The organism is Psychrobacter sp. CAL346-MNA-CIBAN-0220 (assembly GCF_040309805.1).
Classification (GTDB): Bacteria; Pseudomonadota; Gammaproteobacteria; order Pseudomonadales; family Moraxellaceae; genus Psychrobacter.
Map to the genome: position 1 here is coordinate 99,055 of NZ_JBEOPF010000003.1, position 17,113 is coordinate 116,167.

General features: G+C 42.4%; 12 protein-coding genes. 10 read left to right on the forward strand and 2 right to left on the reverse strand.

The window, feature by feature from the left end; translation table 11 throughout:
• Positions 1-34 precede the first annotated feature (34 nt).
• The 9 genes from AAEY88_RS08115 to AAEY88_RS08155 all read left to right on the forward strand — a co-directional run bounded on the left by AAEY88_RS08115 (position 35) and on the right by AAEY88_RS08155 (position 9,940).
• On the forward strand, positions 35-511 hold the full coding sequence (locus AAEY88_RS08115; protein ID WP_350561253.1) for a prepilin-type N-terminal cleavage/methylation domain-containing protein: 477 nt from the start codon (positions 35-37) through the stop codon (positions 509-511).
• Positions 508-1,071: a type IV pilus modification protein PilV gene (gene pilV, locus AAEY88_RS08120; protein WP_350561255.1), complete on the forward strand. Its 564-nt coding sequence runs from the start codon at positions 508-510 to the stop codon at positions 1,069-1,071. Before AAEY88_RS08115 ends, pilV begins: the two co-directional genes overlap by 4 nt.
• Entirely contained in the window at positions 1,071-2,207 is a 1,137-nt protein-coding gene (locus AAEY88_RS08125; RefSeq protein ID WP_350561257.1) for a prepilin-type N-terminal cleavage/methylation domain-containing protein, read from the forward strand. Before pilV ends, AAEY88_RS08125 begins: the two co-directional genes overlap by 1 nt.
• Positions 2,208-2,259: 52 nt before the next feature.
• The gene (locus tag AAEY88_RS08130) at positions 2,260-3,183 is read left to right on the forward strand and encodes a PilX N-terminal domain-containing pilus assembly protein (protein ID WP_350561259.1); all 924 of its coding nucleotides are present in this window, start codon (positions 2,260-2,262) and stop codon (positions 3,181-3,183) included.
• 59 nt (positions 3,184-3,242) lie between these two features.
• A complete protein-coding gene (locus tag AAEY88_RS08135; protein WP_350561260.1) occupies positions 3,243-7,229 on the forward strand; it encodes a hypothetical protein in 3,987 nt (1,328 codons plus the stop codon).
• Positions 7,222-7,866: a prepilin-type N-terminal cleavage/methylation domain-containing protein gene (locus AAEY88_RS08140; RefSeq protein WP_350561262.1), complete on the forward strand. Its 645-nt coding sequence runs from the start codon at positions 7,222-7,224 to the stop codon at positions 7,864-7,866. The genes AAEY88_RS08135 and AAEY88_RS08140 overlap by 8 nt, the downstream gene beginning before the upstream one ends.
• The gene (locus AAEY88_RS08145) at positions 7,866-8,306 is read left to right on the forward strand and encodes a type IV pilin protein (RefSeq protein ID WP_350561264.1); all 441 of its coding nucleotides are present in this window, start codon (positions 7,866-7,868) and stop codon (positions 8,304-8,306) included. The genes AAEY88_RS08140 and AAEY88_RS08145 overlap by 1 nt, the downstream gene beginning before the upstream one ends.
• 519 nt (positions 8,307-8,825) lie before the next feature.
• The gene (locus AAEY88_RS08150; protein WP_350561266.1) at positions 8,826-9,293 is read left to right on the forward strand and encodes a prepilin-type N-terminal cleavage/methylation domain-containing protein; all 468 of its coding nucleotides are present in this window, start codon (positions 8,826-8,828) and stop codon (positions 9,291-9,293) included.
• A gap of 68 nt (positions 9,294-9,361) precedes the next feature.
• The gene (locus tag AAEY88_RS08155) at positions 9,362-9,940 is read left to right on the forward strand and encodes a pilin (RefSeq protein ID WP_350561268.1); all 579 of its coding nucleotides are present in this window, start codon (positions 9,362-9,364) and stop codon (positions 9,938-9,940) included.
• 288 nt (positions 9,941-10,228) lie between these two features.
• Here AAEY88_RS08155 and fdxA read toward each other — a convergent pair whose 3' ends face one another.
• Entirely contained in the window at positions 10,229-10,552 is a 324-nt protein-coding gene (gene fdxA / locus AAEY88_RS08160; protein WP_350561270.1) for a ferredoxin FdxA, read from the reverse strand.
• A gap of 147 nt (positions 10,553-10,699) precedes the next feature.
• Positions 10,700-13,810, reverse strand: coding sequence for a DNA mismatch repair protein MutS (gene mutS / locus AAEY88_RS08165; RefSeq protein WP_350561272.1), 3,111 nt, complete (start codon positions 13,808-13,810; stop codon positions 10,700-10,702).
• A 460-nt stretch (positions 13,811-14,270) separates the two neighbouring features.
• On the opposite strand from mutS, the gene secA reads away from it, so the two are divergent.
• Positions 14,271-17,090, forward strand: a complete 2,820-nt coding sequence (gene secA / locus AAEY88_RS08170; protein ID WP_350561274.1) for a preprotein translocase subunit SecA — start codon at positions 14,271-14,273, stop codon at positions 17,088-17,090.
• The last annotated feature ends 23 nt before the right edge of the window (positions 17,091-17,113 follow it).

Consider the following 17,113-nt stretch of genomic DNA (forward strand, 5'->3'; position numbering starts at 1 on the left):
CCAGTATAAATATAATCTTGCGATGGACGCCTTTATGAATAGCTCGTCTTGCCAGCGTACAGCTACCAACTCAGGGTTTACCCTGATTGAGCTGATGGTGACTATCGCTGTGCTTGCTATTATTGTGAGCATAGCGGTTCCCAATATCAGCACCCAGCTTGCCAATCAGCGGGTGAAGCTAACGGCAGTAACGCTGACCAATGCCCTAAAAGAAGCCAAAGTTGAAAGCGTCATCCGTCGGCAATCTATAAGTTTAAGCTACGATAATAGTAGTAACCCTAGAGTCATTAATATTAAAAACTCCGATACAAGGACTATTGCCAGCTACAGCTATGAGTCTAAAAGTACTATCAAGGCAGCCCAAAGTAGCGTCACTTTTTACCCTAGTAAGCACGTCAATACAATAGTTACCTACACTGTTTGCGATGACAGCTCTTTAGCGACACCTCGGCAGGTTAGTGTCACTAAACTTGCTAATATTACTAGCCAGATAGGGGGGACATGCTCATGATAAGGTTAGGGCATCAGTATGGAGTGGGTCTAGTGGAAGTGCTGGTCGCTGTTTTATTACTGGCAGTTGCTGTATTGGGTTTTAGTTCATTACAGTTAACTGCTTTGAAGGCTACGGATGAAAGTTTGGACCGTAGTCGAGCAATGAGTATTTCAAAGCAGTTATTAGAAAACATGCGTTTGAACAGTCTCGCTGCTGAGGAGTTTACTAAAGAATTAAATAAGCTAAATAACAGTACAAAAAATATTACTGAATATTGTACTAAGGTTGAACAAGCAGGCAGTAAATTTGACAAAAACAGTTGCAAAACGGTTTCTTGTAACCCATCAGAGGCCGCCGCATTAATTGCATGGAAAGGGGCTAATCTAGCATGTGAGCAAGATATCATGCTAAACATGACAGCATGTCCAGAGATGGCCAATATCAACGCCAGACAATGCATTATTACCTCTTGGGGTGATACTTTACCTACTCTTGGTGATGATATTAAAAATGCTTGTGGTAACAATAACGGGACATACAAGCTAGGATCGAGCTGTTTAATAATGGAGGCTTATTAGTGAAATTGTTGTATCAACATGCTTATAATAAATCTCAGTATGGATTTACTCTGATAGAGTTAATGATATCAATGGTATTGGGACTACTCGTATCTGCTGCAGTGATACAAGTCTATATCATTAGCACCAAGACCGCAGGTATCCAAGCCAGTGCTTCTGAATTAGTTGAGGATACCACTTTTAATGTACCAATTATTGAAAGAAAAGTCCGTCTCGCAAGTTTAGGTTTAGCCAATAAAGTTAAAGACGATCAACCCGGTGCGGGCATTATATTGACAAGCGCTAACAATGCTCCAAAAGATAAAGATGGTAATAAGCAACTTGATAATTTGAAAAACCCAGAAGACATTGATGCCACAAACTTACCCAAAGATATTATTATAGGCAGCAAGCCTGTAGAAGTAGCATTACTTACTCATACAGGTGATCAGGCCAGTAGTGGGGGAAAAAATGAATGGACAGGAGCTAGTAATTTTGGTCTGAAAAGTGGGCAGCTGACTATCCAGTATCGAGCCCCACAAAATATGTATGATTGTGAAGGACAGTTGGTTTTAGGGCCGCGGCGAGTCAAGATAGGTGGCGTTCTTGAGGCAATTGATGGACAGGTTATTATAGAACGTTTTTACCTAAGAGCGCCAGATTCTGCAAAACCAGCAGAACTATCTCTATATTGCGATGCCGGTAAATATATTACTGAAATAATGGACGATTATGCTGAACAAAGTACAGCAGAAAAAAAATTACCTATATCTGTTCAGTTCAAAGATAACAATACAATTAAAGATTTTGGTGACGCTGGTGCAGAACTTATAACGAATATAGATTACTTTGACATACTATTGACGACTATGAAAGATAAAGCGTTACCAACGACTATGAAGGGTGATGAGACCCTACAATACTATACCGTTAAGGATTATCTGAGTTTAAGCTTAGAGGTAAAACCCGTCATTGTAGGTATCAAATATGGTTTGATTTTACGTTCAGATAATGCCGTTTTGACAGAAAACAGCCCATCTGAATTTTATGTATTGGGTAATAAATTAACGTTGAGAACGGGCTTGAGTAAAAATTATATAAGAACGGTAGTAGAGTCTGATATTACGTTAAGAAATGCAAACTATCAAAACAAATAATCCAAATCTGATTGATTGGGTTTGACTCAGCTAGGTACTAGGTAGTGATACTATGAATAAATACCCAAAATATCATATTAACCAGTCTCAGACAGGGGCAACATTGATTGTCGTTTTGCTGTTTTTATTGCTAATAATTTTGGTGGGTACCATGGCAGTACGTAATAGTATGACGTCACTACGTTTAGCAACTAGTGACCAAATTGATACTTTATTATTGACGGCTTCAGATAATACGAATAAAAATATCGAAAATATTATTAATGAGCCAAAATATAAAGATGAAAGTGCCAAGCTACTCGGGCCCCTGGGGTTTTTTGGTTATTTTATGAGTATTGGCGCAACCTCGAATCGTGGCGATCAAGTGGTGTTTTGTTATCGTCCCCGAGAAAGCTACTTTTTTAACATGTCTGAGGCGACTGTGCTGACCTCCTCTAACAAAAGTAGATTGGTAGGAGGTGCTGATGCCACAGGAGGCTTCTGTCAGGTCACAAGAGAAGAAGATTTTGTAAATGCGCGACAGAATGTCATGACCCAGGTATCAGTAACAAGGCCAAATACAGTGTCTGTGCCTATTTCGCCTTTTGGACATGTCCCTTTAGGTAAGACATTAACCACAGAAGATATTACTAGCACCTCTCCAAGTTTCCGCATACATTCAACCTCATTTTTACCGGCAATGTCTAGTGCTTCAGCAGGTGACATTACTGAGTGTCTTAAAAAACCTAGTGAAAATGCTACTTCTTTTATCTCAGGAGTCAAAGAAAGTAATCCTGATGAAAGTACTTATTATGGAGAGACGCGTAATGAGTGTCTAACAAAAATTGGCGTGCCGTCTAAAGTGGTTGTAGGAGAGGTACAACTAGAGAATATGAATGTCACCGAAAAATGTATTAAGTATGGTAAAGGTAGTGGCCAAATAAGTGCGAAATGCCAAGAGCTGCTAGATATATCGGCGAGTGGCACCCCAAAATAGTCTGATTGCTAGGTAAGTAGCCCAGTCAAATCAATACCCACAGTATAGCGAGAGTCTCTATGAAACTTATCCAATCTAATATGCCATTATTACGGCAGTTTCGCCCTACTGTTATGACGCTAGTTATGTGTACCTTAATGGCATTTCCAGTAATGTCCCAAGCAGGAACAAGCGATGATGGATTTGGTAATCAACGCTATAATAAACGTGGTGATTTGACTATCTATCAAGCTAGTATTAAATCGAACAAACCCACTTTAACGCTCATGCTAGATAAGTCGGGAAGTATGGGGGGTAGTGTCAGCTTTCAAGACGATGAAGTATATGGATATAATACTATATATGAAGCCTATAAGAGAGAGTGCAAAAGAAATAGTTGCTACTATCAAAACGACTACACGTATACTTTTTACCAATACAACAACTACAGTGATATTCCTTCCAATCTTAACTATTATCGGAACTATAGACGATACACAGCGCCTGAATTAACCGGTGCGAATAAACAAGTCTGTATTATGAGTGATAGCTCTAATGATGTCTATTCAGATACCTATAATCCAATATATGAATATAAAAACGACGTTCGGTTAGAATATTGTTTAAAGGATGGTGAAAAAGTATATGACCGTATGTCCAAGCTTAAGTTAGCTATCCTAGAATTGCTTGCCTTTAAGAATGTAGACGAAGATATTATTATGGGTGTGGGTGATTTTGGCTACGATATAGGCCAAGGGAGTACCCAAGGGAGAATCCAAGTAGCTGCAAAACCCCTAGATACCAACCAGAAAGAGAAAATTTATACATTTTTAAGGGGTCTAGATCCATCAGGCGGTACACCGATGGCAACAGCGTTTACAGAAGCTGGAGCTTATATGTTGGGCAATAGTTCAGCGGGTGGTTACTCGTCTAATTATTTTAGCGGCATGCTATCGACATCTGTCAACTCCATCGTAAATAATAATAAGTATGTTGCGCCAGATACTCAAGAGTGCGGGGCTAAAGGTGTCTATCTGCTAACAGATGGTTTTCCAAGTGCAATGGATAGGGAAGACGTTCTGAAAAACATGATGGGCACCGCATTGAATACACCAAGTTTATCTTGTCCTAGCTCAGGTGGTCTGTTAGAAGGAAGTAGTTCAACAAGTCGATGGGAATGCATGGGTGAGTTTGCAAAACAATTAAGAACTAAGCGCCAAGTACAAACGGCAATGGTAGGCTTTGGTCGTGATTTTAATACGGTTGATAATCCAAACTTCTATACCTCAGTAGAACGCACCATTGATAAGTTCAAAGACGTTAACGGAAAGCCATATAAGTATAATAAAAAATATTATGATTGTTCACAAATTCCGCGTAGTAATCCTGATGCACGTAATGCCTGTAACTTAGGTATGGAATCTGGCAAGTATGATAATGTTGGCGGCTATGGGCAAGGCGGGTTTTATTTTGCCAAGGATACCAAAGACATCGTCGGTAGTGTCTTATCGGTGATACAAGATTTGAAGATGGATTTACCCAGTATCCCTGCAGGTACCATCACCATTCCGCAAGATCCTTTGAGTAGCTTAAGCGTTAAGTCCTATGCCTATTTACCGATGCTAGAACCAAAGGTCGGCAGTGATTTATCAATATGGGCGGGTAATTTAAAAAAATATAATGTCAGCCAAGGTACATTATATGGTCAAAATAATAAAAGATTGTATGTCGATGGTGATGGAGATGGCTTTCCTGATGATTTGAATCCAGATGCACAAGATATTTGGAGTATAAAAAATGAGACTGCACGAGATTCTGCCGGCAATAACATTAACATCAACGATAGAATCACAGCAGGTGGGTTTTACGCTCAGCTAAAAATTCCTAAAGAACTTGATAACAGCACACGTAATGTCTATGTGGAAAATGACGTTGCAGGTAAAAAGGAATTAGTCAAAATAGGTGTGGAAAAGGGTAAGTTATTTGGATTTGATAAGCTCGACAGTTCATATTCAACACTTACTAGATTATATCTACTGAGTTTCTTAGGGTACGATGCTAGTCCAACTCCACTCGATGCTTTGCGTATTGATAAATTAGCAGGTGGAGTGCAAAAAGAGCTAGAAAAGATTATTGCCAATCCACCAGGCGATATAAAAATCTTAGGTGGCGTTATACACTCAAGACCAGCGCTGGTGGCCTATGGCGCAAACATCAATGCGACAGATAAAGACACGGATAAGGATGGTACTATCGATGCCGATGCTGGCATGGTAGCCAATGATGATGCGAGTCGTAAAGACTATGTGATGTTTGGCTCAATGGAGGGCGCACTGCATATTGCATCGGCGGCAACTGGCCAAGAAAACTTAGCCTTTATTCCAAAAACTATTCTACAAAACCAAGTTGCAGCGCTACAGCTCGGTAGTACAGTAGCGAATGCGCCAGTGTTTGGCGTAGATGCGCCATGGATGACAAAAGGCAGTTATAAATATGATTTTAGTAAAGCCAATACCAAGTCATCAGGTGAAATCATCGCCGAAGAGTTATATATCTACGGTGGACTGCGTCAAGGTGGTAAAGGCCTATATGGTCTCGATATTAGTGATTTAGATAAACCCAAAATGTTATTCAGCCTTGATAATACAACCGCTGGTTATCAAGCATTAGGGATGGCTTGGAGTGAGCCAGGTATGGGTAAAGTCCAAGTGGGCAAGGGCCAAGATAATATCAAAGACGTGATTGTCTTTGGTGGGGGCTATGATGAATGTTATGAAGACCCTACATTCCGACTTGGTACCACGAATAATGTATTTGCAGACTGTAATAAAACAATGGCAGATGGCAATGCGGTTTATATCGCCGATGCGAAGACTGGTGCAGTATTGTGGTCTATTTCAGGCCGTTCATCAGGGGCCTCTAATAAGCATATCCAGGTGCCTGAAATGAAGCATAGTGTGGTCGGTAAGATAACGACCTTAGATCGTGATGATGATGGCATGATTGATCATCTTTATTTTGCTGACTTAGGTGGACAAGTTTTCCGCGTAGATTTACGTAATGGACAGGCAGTGAGTGGTAATGTTGGAATAAATAACTTCACGCGCCGCGTGGTACGAGTATTAAATACCAGTGGAGACAGTGAAAGTGATACCAAATCAAAAGACTTAGCAAAAAAGGGGCTACAACTTCGTTTTTACGGTCAGCCCTCAGTCAGTTTTCATAAAGATGCGGGTGTGCTTTTTGCGGTAGTTAATATTGCATCGGGTGATAGAAGTAATCCATTGTCCCGGCTTCGTAATGATATCCCAAAAGAAGCGGATCGGTTGTTTGGCATCATAGACCGTGATATCGCTAAACAAGGGTTATATGTAAAAGACGCAGCAGTATCGTTGACAACTCAAGGATTGACTTTGAATAATCTGACTGAGCTGCCTTATAATAAAGCCTCTATGGGTAGCAAAAGTAGCGTAAAGGCACAAATGAAACCCAATCTAGCTACCAAACAGGGCTGGGTCTATCCGCTAAACTTATTTGACGGTTTTAATAACATTAAAAATGTTAAATCTATGGGTGATGGCTTAGCCGTTGGTGAGGTGTACTATATGACCGCTTATAGCCCAGAAATGCAATATGATGAGGTTAGTGGCTGTGCGGCTCAAATTGTAGGAGGTTCAGAGCGCCAGATGTATTGTCTACCTTATGGTATTTGTGATGATGAGTTATCAAAAAATGGAACGGCCGGATTTGTACGGGCAGGTAAAGGTATCCAAGAATTGGCATTTGGCGCCTTAAACCCAAAGAACCCGACGACACGTATTCTGTTAGGAACGCAAACGCTTAGTGAGCTCGTAAATGTCAATGGTCGTATCAACTACGATGAAGGCACCACAGCAACGGGTGCAAGGCTTGACACCAATTGTATTGGCGGTAACTGTGCAGGATCCAGTCTTGAGAAAAATCAAAAAGGAGGTAGCGGCTCAGGTGGTGGAGAGGTGACAAGTCTAAGCTATCGACTGTTTTCTACTAGATGGTATGAGCAAACTGCGGAGCCAGTAGATGAGTAGGCAACGCTCTATATCAAGCCCCCTATTGAATGAAAACATAAAGCATGGCGGCAAATGCTCAACATCTCAACACAGTACTATAAGACTGACGCAGGGCTTTACGCTCATTGAGCTGATGATTATTGTGATGATTATTGGCATCCTTGCTGCAATCGCCCTCCCCAGCTATCGCCGATATGCGCTCGTCAATGCCGAGCGTGAGACCCAAGCTAAGATGTTGCAACTACAGATAGAGCTTGAGCGCTGGCGCGCAAGCGCATTGACCTATAAAGGCTTTATGCCGCAGAAAATTGCGCAAGATGGTAGTGGCACTTATGGCTATGCAGACCTAGGTTCAGACACAGGGATAGATAATACCGTTATTAACGTGCCTTTAGATAGCGGCGATGACTATACTTATCGTATAACGTTGGTCGATGGAGATATCTCAGCGACGGCCAAAAGTCTGGTATCAAGTGGCGCTGTCGATAATGTCACAGGCAGAACGTGGAAGATGTTCGCAGTACCCAACCCTAATGGTTATATCAAGCAAGCTCATAAGCTTATGTTCACAAGCGCCGGCGTTCGGTGTATGACTACTACTAATAGCATTACTATTCGATCAGAAAACTGCGGTACAGACACTCAGGTATGGTAATGAAGAGAGTTGACAATATAAACATAAACAATAAGCGCGGTTTTACCCTAATGGAGCTGATGATTGCGGTTACTATCATCGGTATACTCGCTACTATCGCTTATCCCAGTTACCAGCAGTATGTTATTAAGACCAAGCGTGTCGATATGATGGCTGAGATGCATAATATCGCCTCGCAGATTCAAAGTCGTAAGCTGGCGCAAGGCAAATATAGTGTGATTAGTGCTGCTATTATCAAAGACTTTACAGTCGGCTATCCTAAAGACCAGGCGTTATACGACATAAAAATTACCCCCAATCCACTCACTTCCAACTGGAAAATAACGGCCACACCAAAGCCTGGCACACAAATGGCCGGTGATGGTAATCTCAGTTTAAACAGTTTGGGACAAAAATGTAGAGCTACTCAATGTGGCATGAGTGACGAATGGCGGAATTGATGTTAAATATGCCAACTCTGAGTTGCTGTAAGTAATTTGACAAAAAACGTCAGTGGTATTTATGTTAAATGATGACAAGTATCATAAAGTGACAATATTTAGTAATAAAATAGCAACCTAACTGTTTTGCATCAACCTTTATTAATTATAAAAAGCTATAAATTAATTAATAAAGCTCCAACACATCCTCCTCTGTCAATTCACAATACCGTTCATCCTATAAAAATTGCTTTCTATATCTATAAATAATAAAAAATAGAGTCAAAACTATAATGATGTTGCCATTAGTTCAGCATATGTCACTGATTTTATATGGATAAAAATATAGTAAATCCAACAAGCTTAAAAAGTTGGCACACTAACTGCAACAGTAATAACAAGAGAGTCAGCAAGTTAACTTATTAGCTTATTAGCTTATTAACTTCGACTGATACCCACCATACTTATAATTGACGACGGTTATTAACGCTGAATGGCGTATTAATAAACTTGTCATCACCTTATCCCCAAGGAGTTCTTATGAACGCTAATATCCAGAAAGGTTTTACTTTAATCGAACTGATGATCGTTGTTGCTATTATCGGTATTCTAGCGGCGATTGCGATTCCTCAGTATCAGAACTATATTGCTCGCTCACAGTTTGCAGAATCACAAGTGTTGCTAGGAGGTACTCAGTCAGCCATACAAGAAAACGTAGACCAAGGTAAAAGTTACGTAGCAAATGCTGACGGTGTCAATCCTTTAGGTGTGAACTTAACAGGTAAGTATGGTCATTTGACTTACGGTGACTTTACCAGTGGTACTGGTACTGCTGCAAAAGCACTGTATACTTTCGAATCAACTGGTGTGAGCAAAGATCTTACATCGAAGACAGTATTGTATACTTATACTATTGCAACAAATGCTTGGACCTGTACTACAGATGTTCCAGTAAATATGGTTGCAGGTGATTGTACTTCAACTCCTGATACTGCACAAACACTGTAAGCAAGCGTAGCTTGGGCTTTTATTTCAGCTAACCATCCAAACACTACTTGCTAATAAAAAAGTCAAACATGATGTTTGGCTTTTTTATGTCTATAAAATTATCATGGCATGATGCATGCATTAACCGTTTATTACTTATGAGCTTAGCCACCATGATTCTATCAAATTCAAAGAGATCTCTTGAATTCCAGTCTGGCTTCACCTTAATAGAGTTGATGATTGTATTAGTAATTATTAGCATTTTGGTCGCTATCGCCTTACCTGCCTACCAAGAATACACTGCACGTGCGCAAGCGACTGAAGGCTTTACAGCAACTTCTGGTTTAAAAAATGATATTGTTGCATTTGTAGCAGAGAGTGGTCGTCTTCCAAAAGGAAGTGACTTAAAAGATAAGGGAGCAGCAGCACAAATTGCTGCTGAAGCAAAAGTGTTAGATGGTAGATATTTTGATGCTCGTAAGGTTACTGTAAAGGCTGGTGGTATTATTAACGTAGAGTTTAGCGCTGGAGTAAACAAAGGCAAACGTATGACGTTGACGCCAACAGTTAATAGAAATGGCCAAATAACTGGATGGAAATGTGCACCAGGTAAGCCCAAGAAAAAAGCTATAGACAAGTTGCGTCTACCAGCAAGCTGTCAGTCATAAGTACGCACATTTTGGAACGGTTATCCAGCATATTACCCAAAAAAAGTTAGGTGGTAATGATGAACGGAGCGATTGCTGTAGGCTGGGATGATTATTACGAGTTGAGCGATTGTCGTAAGCTAGGTATCTTATCCGGCGAGATTGTATAAATTCAAAAATATTGGGCTAAAACCACAGCTTATAGCTTATTAATAATCAATAAAATTAAATTAAAAAACCCACCTAATAGCTTATGCCGTTAGGTGGGTTTTTATTATATTAAGCTATAAAGCCGTTTTAATAAATCAGCTACTTTTCAAGATATTGCAATTTACCTTCAACGCCATCCCACTTTTCAGATTCCGGCAGGCTGTCTTTCATTTCAGTGATGTTCGGCCATTTTTGCGCCAGCTCTTCATTCAGTTCAATATATATTTCTTGCCCTTTGGGCACTTCGTCTTCTGAGAATATCGCATTGGCGGGGCATTCAGGCTCGCATAGCGCGCAGTCGATGCACTCATCAGGATCGATGACTAAGAAGTTGGGCCCTTCATAAAAGCAGTCCACCGGGCAGACTTCGACACAGTCGGTGTGTTTGCAAAGGATGCAGTTATCTGTAACGACAAAGGTCATGGCGATGGCTACCTGTGGTTGATTCGGCGTATGAATAAAAAATGGCTAAAGAAGGATTTAAATAAAAAAGGTGTTTAAATAAACGAAAGCGTTTAAATAAAAAATAAAGCGTATTTTAGCGCCTTTACGCCTATTTAACAAACCCCTTTACTGATTAATAAGTTGTTTAAGATTATACAGCATATCATGGGCTTGCTTGGGCGTTAGGCTGTCAGGGTCAAGAGCATTAAGTTTATCATATAAGCTAAGCAGTTGTTTTTGTTGTGGATTATAACCTGAAACATTGCTTTGAACCTTAGTATGAGCAATATTGCTAGTCACAATATCCTGAGTGCAGGAGTGATGTTTATCATTTCCTGACTTAGCTAAGTCAGTTTTTTCATCAGTGGCTTTCGGCTGATCAGCAGCGAGCGTATCAATCAGATAGCGTTTGGCATCATTAAGCACTCGGACAGGAATGCCTGCCATCTTAGCGACATGCAGCCCAAAGCTTGAGCTTGCCGCACCTTCTCGAATTTGATGTAGTAACAACAGTTGTCCATCAATATCACTGGCTGCCACATGCACGTTACGGATACCATTATGTTGCTGTGGCAATTGCGTCAACTCAAAATAATGGGTCGCAAACAAGGTCAGGCAGCCAATTTCTAATAGCCGATTAACACAAGCATGAGCAATGGCCAGTCCGTCAGTGGTTGCCGTACCGCGCCCGACTTCATCCATCAGCACCAATGATTTGTCCGTAGCAAGGTTAAGAATATTGGCAGTCTCAATCATCTCCACCATAAAGGTCGATTTACCGCCTGCCAAATCATCAGCAGAACCGATGCGGGTAAAGATGCGATCGATATCGCCGATATGGGCACTAGATGCCGGCACAAAGCTACCGCAATGGGCGAGCAGGACAATGAGCGCAGTCTGACGCATATAAGTAGATTTGCCGCCCATATTTGGACCGGTAATGATCATTAACCGTTCAGGGTGGCCATTAGTATTACCATTGCTGGCACGGGAGCTACCGAGCTGACAGTCATTAGCAACGAAAGCGCTTTTATGGTCAGCATTATTATATGTTGGGTTGAGAGCGGCTTCAACGACCACATGGCGGCCGGCATTGATATCGATGCTGGTTGCGCTATGAAAGCTGATTTTCTGTTGGCTACTGTTTGTATTGTCTGATTTTTTATTATCTAAGCTATTAGTCATTACCGGACGTTGCCAGTTATGGACATGGGCCAGTTGTGCCCAATTGCTTAACACATCGAGTTGCGCGATAGCAGCACTCAGTTGTTGCAGTTCCGCTAAATGGCTGCTCAGAGTAGTAAGGATTTGTTGATACAACTGCTTTTCACGTGCCAGTGCTAAGGTTTGCGCACTCAAATATTCGGTCTCAACTTCTTTTAGCTCATCAGTGATAAAGCGTTCACTATTTTTCAGCGTTTGCCGACGAATAAAGTGGCTAGGGGCGTTTTTAGCTTGCGTTTTTGGCAGCTCAAAATAAAAGCCACTGACTTTATTAAAGCCTACTCTTAGGCTCGGCAGTTGGTGTGCTTGGCGGGTACGTTCTGCCATTTCATCCAGCGTTGCTTGAATATTGTCATGTAGATGGGTTAGGCGATCCAAATCTTCATCAAATCCTGCTGCCAGCATGCCGCCATCACGGATATGAGCAGGTGGTTCTAGGATAATGGTACGCTCAATCAACTCAGCGACTGCTTGTACGGCGGGTAGCTGCGCAGGTAATTGCTGCATCAGCATCGATAATAGGCCGGGGCGTTCATGATGAATGCCGGATTTGGTCAGTAGGGCAGTGAGCTGACCACTACTAGCAATCCCATCGGCAAGCTTGCGTAGATCGCGTGGTTTGGCGCTCATTAGTCCGATACGGCTACTGATACGCTCAATATCACCGATAGTATTTAGGGTCTCGCGTAGATTTGTGACCAAAGTATTGTCTAAACTATCAGTCACATTATCTGTTTGTAGCAGGCCACTTAATAGACTAGATATCGCATCTAAGCGCTGATTGATACGCGCGTGTTGACGCAGGGGGCGCTTCATTTGCTGTATTAGTAATCGTCGTCCCATTGGAGTTTTACAATAATTAAGGACCGATATTAATGAGGTACCATTAGCACTAACGGGCGCGAACAGTTCCAGGTTTTGCTGGCTGTTGGCATCAATGATCAGATAGTCATCGTTATGCTCAACAATCAATTGATTTACTTGCGGGACATGGCGCTGCTGAGTTTGCCGCGCATAATGAATAAGGGCGGCACAGCTGGACTGCGCCAGTGGAGTTTCTGCAATACCCAATCCATCAAGGCGCTGTACTTCAAACTGCTGGCAGAGCGTTGCTGTCGCATGGTCACGGTGAAAGTCGGTCGCAGCCACTTCTATAATGGGACAATCGAGCTTACTCCGTAGCCACAGTAGCCATTCCTCGTAGCTGTTGTCATTGAGGGCTTCGCTGACGATACATTCACTGGGCGCAAAGCGTGCTAACACCGTGAGCATTTGTGCTTGTAGACTCTCAATGTCATCAGTCGCGGCACTGAGCGTTTGGGTAGTCAAAGTTCCAGCCGCTAAGTCCATTTGACTGACTGCTGCTTGGAGTGGCTGCTTGCTGTTGCCTTTTTTAGGAATATCGATATCAATAGCGACCACAGTAGGCGTATGGTTGGGTGCAATGAGTGCATCATCGGTAATAGTGCCAGCGGTGAGGGTCTTGACCACTTCGCGGCGCATGATAGTGGCCGGTTTGGCTTTGCTACCCGTGTTATTTTTATTAGCATCATTACTATTTTTTTTACTTTTCTCGCCCACATTAGGAAGGCTAGGAAAGTTCACTGCACCATCAGTATATTCGTCAATTTGCTCACAGACCACTACCATTTGTCCAGCGGCAATCAACCGTGCCATATAGCTATCCGCTGCATGAAACGGCACGCCAGCCATGGCAATCGTATTACCGGCTTTATCGGTACCACGGCGAGTAAGGGTAATGTCTAACAGCTCTGCGGCGCGTTTGGCATCATCAAAGAACAGCTCATAAAAGTCGCCCATTCGGTACAGTAGCAACGCCTGTGGATAGTCGGCTTTCATAGTCAAATATTGCACCATCATCGGTGTATGGTCCGCCAAATTATAGACAGCATTGCCTATTACCAATGGCTTAGATGAGGTGTTTATTGACCCATTAGTTACTGAGTTTTGAGGGGATGAATTATTATTTTGGACAGATGGCTTAACGGGCATACAGAGTCTCACATAAGTCTGGGCTTAATAGGTTTTTTAACTGTTTACGCTTAAATAAAATGCTATTTATAAAATGGATACCGCGTGATTGGGAGAAATTTTCGCAGCCTCTGGAGTGACGCAGTCACACAGCAAGCCAGAAAATGTTTTACCCGTTACGCGAGTTTATGCCTCGACTCTATTTTATTTAATATTCACTGTGTATAGTTATTAAATTAATGAGATAAATAATTAATAATAATAGAAAAATGGTGGCGAAATAAGTTCTATTTTAACATGATCTGCTACGTTTTGACGTGGGCAAATATCTGCTGATTGCCCTTGTATCCCTCAGCGCCATAACCATATATAATGACGACACACTTAATTGGGTGATACTTAGGCGAGTGATAAAAGGGCAGCAGGCTAGCCTTTATTTACCTTGTGCTGATTATCGAATATTTCCATAGGTTAAAAAATTATGTTATCAAAGATTGTAGGCAGTGTGGTTGGTACCAAGAATGAACGTGAACTTAAACGTATGCGTAAAGTGGTCACTAAGATCAATGCCCAAGAGGCTGACGTGCAAGCTCTGTCTGATGAGCAGTTGCAACAAAAGACCGCCGAATTTAAAGCGCGCTTCCAGAAAGGTGAAAGCTTAGAGGCGTTATTGCCCGAAGCGTTTGCCGTTTGCCGCGAAGCTTCCTTGCGTATCACCGGCATGCGTCACTATGACGTACAGCTAATTGGTGGTATTACTTTGCACGAAGGTAAAATCGCTGAGATGAAGACCGGTGAAGGTAAAACCTTGATGGCAACTTTGGCGATTTATCTTAATGGTATTAGTGGCAAAGGCGTACATCTGGTTACTGTCAACGACTACTTAGCCGCCCGTGATGCGGATTTAAACCGTCCATTATTTAACTTTTTGGGACTGAGCGTTGGGGTTATCTACTCACAGCAGCCGGGGCAAGATAAGGTCGATGCTTATCAAGCGGATATTACCTACGGTACCAATAACGAATACGGTTTTGATTATCTGCGCGATAATATGGTGTTTAGCCTCCAAGAAAAAAAACAGCGTCCTCTAAACTTTTGTATTATCGATGAGATTGACTCTATTCTTATCGATGAAGCGCGGACGCCACTGATTATTTCAGGCCAAGCCGAAGACTCATCGCGGATGTATGCGCTGATCAATACCATCATTCCGGTGCTGATACGCTCAAAAGATGAAGAAGCCAACAAGAATAACGAAGAAGAAGACTTCTGGATCGATGAAAAGAACCGTCAGATTGAGATTAGTGAAAAAGGCTATGAGAAAATCGAACGCTTTTTAATCGAAGTTGGTGAGCTGGGCGAAAATGAAAGTTTATATAGCCCCAGTCGTCTGCCATTATTAGCCCACGTCCAAGCCGCTATTCGCGCCCATCATGTCTTTGTCAAAAATGTCCATTATATCGTCGATGAAGGCGAAGTGGTTATCGTTGATGAAAACACCGGTCGTACTATGCCCGGTCGCCGCTGGTCAGAGGGTCTACATCAAGCAGTAGAGGCCAAAGAAAATGCCGAGATTCAAGCTGAAAATCAAACGCTAGCGACCACGACTTTTCAGAACTTCTTCCGTCTGTATGACAAGCTATCTGGCATGACCGGTACGGCCGATACTGAAGCTGCGGAATTTAAATCGACTTATGATCTAGACGTTATCGTCATTCCAACTCATGAGCCTATTGCTCGGGTTGATATGGATGATCAGATATTTTTAACCAAGCTTGGTAAATACAAAGGTATTATCCGCGAGATTAAAGAGATTCAGGCCAAAGGCGCGCCGGTATTGGTTGGTACGGCAACGATTGAAGCCAGTGAAGAATTGTCCTATTTATTAGATCAAGAAGGCGTCAAGCATAACGTCCTCAACGCCAAACAGCATGAACGCGAAGCGGATATTATTGCGCAAGCGGGTAGCCCAAAAGCCGTTACTATCGCCACCAATATGGCAGGTCGTGGTACCGATATTATCCTTGGCGGTAACTGGCAGTCATTTATCGAAGACCCTGAATCAGTCAGTCCGGAGGAAATGCAGCGCCTAAAAGCCCAATGGAAAGTGAAGCATGACCAAGTGGTCGATGCTGGCGGTCTACATATTGTGGGCTCTGAGCGTCACGAATCCCGCCGCATTGATAACCAGCTGCGTGGTCGTGCTGGTCGTCAAGGGGATCCAGGCATGTCGCGTTTCTTCTTATCATTAGAAGATGACTTGATGCGTATCTTCGCCGGTGACCGCGTGGTCAACATGATGCGTGCGATGGGGCTCACCGAAGATGAAGCTATTGAGCATAAAATGGTCTCAAAATCGATCGAAAATGCCCAAGGTAAGGTTGAGAGCCGCGACTTTGATGCCCGTAAAAACTTGCTAAAATATGATGACGTGGCCAATGAGCAGCGTAAAGTTATTTATGGTCAGCGTGATGATTTGCTCGATGATATGGACTTACTAGAAGCGCTTGAAATCATGCATAATGAAGTTTATAACGCCATGATTAATCAGTTTATCCCGCCAGGCTCTATCGATGACCAATGGAATGTTGACGGACTTGAAGATGAGCTTGAAGGTGAATTTAAGCTATATATGCCGCTCAATGACTGGTTAGATGAAGATCGTCGTCTTGATGAAGAAGGGCTGCGTGCGAAGATTATTAATACCGCGCTTGAGCATTATCATGGTCGCCGTGAGCAAATGGGTGAACAAAGTGCGGCTCAGCTTGAGCGTCACTTTATGCTACAAAGTCTCGATAAACATTGGAAAGAGCATTTAACGCAAATGGATCAGCTGCGTAAAGGTATTCACTTGCGCGGTTATGCGCAAAAGAACCCTGAGCAGGAATATAAGCGTGAATCGTTTGAATTGTTTCAAATGATGTTAGGAGCGATTAAGTCCGAGACCGTGCAAGACTTGTCACGTGTGCATATTCCAACCAAAGCAGAGCTTGAGGCCTTAGAAGTTCAGCAGCGTGCAGATGCGGCGCAGATGCAGATGCAATTTGAGCATAATGACGTGGATAACTTAGCCGGTGAGTCGCAACCAGAACCAGACAATGCCAATCAAGACGCGCGTGCTAACGGTCAGATGCGGGTCAATCTTGGTGGTGGCGTGGCAGCAGCTGGCATGAATGCGGCGGCTGATGGTAGTAACACTGACGCTGAACCCAATCCTTATGCCGGTATGAATATCAGCCGTAATGCCCCTTGTCCGTGTGGCTCTGCGCTTAAGTATAAGCAATGTCACGGTAAAATTTAATTATTAGCCTGACTTTTACTACT

Excerpts from the sequence above, each read along its gene's own strand:
- AAEY88_RS08115 (WP_350561253.1), top strand. The coding sequence starts at position 35 with ATGAATAGCTCGTCTTGCCAGCGTACAGCTACCAACTCAGGGTTTACC.
- pilV (WP_350561255.1), top strand. The coding sequence starts at position 508 with ATGATAAGGTTAGGGCATCAGTATGGAGTGGGTCTAGTGGAAGTGCTG.
- AAEY88_RS08130 (WP_350561259.1), top strand. The coding sequence starts at position 2,260 with ATGAATAAATACCCAAAATATCATATTAACCAGTCTCAGACAGGGGCA.
- AAEY88_RS08135 (WP_350561260.1), top strand. The coding sequence starts at position 3,243 with ATGAAACTTATCCAATCTAATATGCCATTATTACGGCAGTTTCGCCCT.
- AAEY88_RS08140 (WP_350561262.1), top strand. The coding sequence starts at position 7,222 with ATGAGTAGGCAACGCTCTATATCAAGCCCCCTATTGAATGAAAACATA.
- AAEY88_RS08145 (WP_350561264.1), top strand. The coding sequence starts at position 7,866 with ATGAAGAGAGTTGACAATATAAACATAAACAATAAGCGCGGTTTTACC.
- AAEY88_RS08150 (WP_350561266.1), top strand. The coding sequence starts at position 8,826 with ATGAACGCTAATATCCAGAAAGGTTTTACTTTAATCGAACTGATGATC.
- AAEY88_RS08155 (WP_350561268.1), top strand. The coding sequence starts at position 9,362 with ATGATGTTTGGCTTTTTTATGTCTATAAAATTATCATGGCATGATGCA.
- fdxA (WP_350561270.1), bottom strand. The coding sequence starts at position 10,552 with ATGACCTTTGTCGTTACAGATAACTGCATCCTTTGCAAACACACCGAC.
- mutS (WP_350561272.1), bottom strand. The coding sequence starts at position 13,810 with ATGCCCGTTAAGCCATCTGTCCAAAATAATAATTCATCCCCTCAAAAC.
- secA (WP_350561274.1), top strand. The coding sequence starts at position 14,271 with ATGTTATCAAAGATTGTAGGCAGTGTGGTTGGTACCAAGAATGAACGT.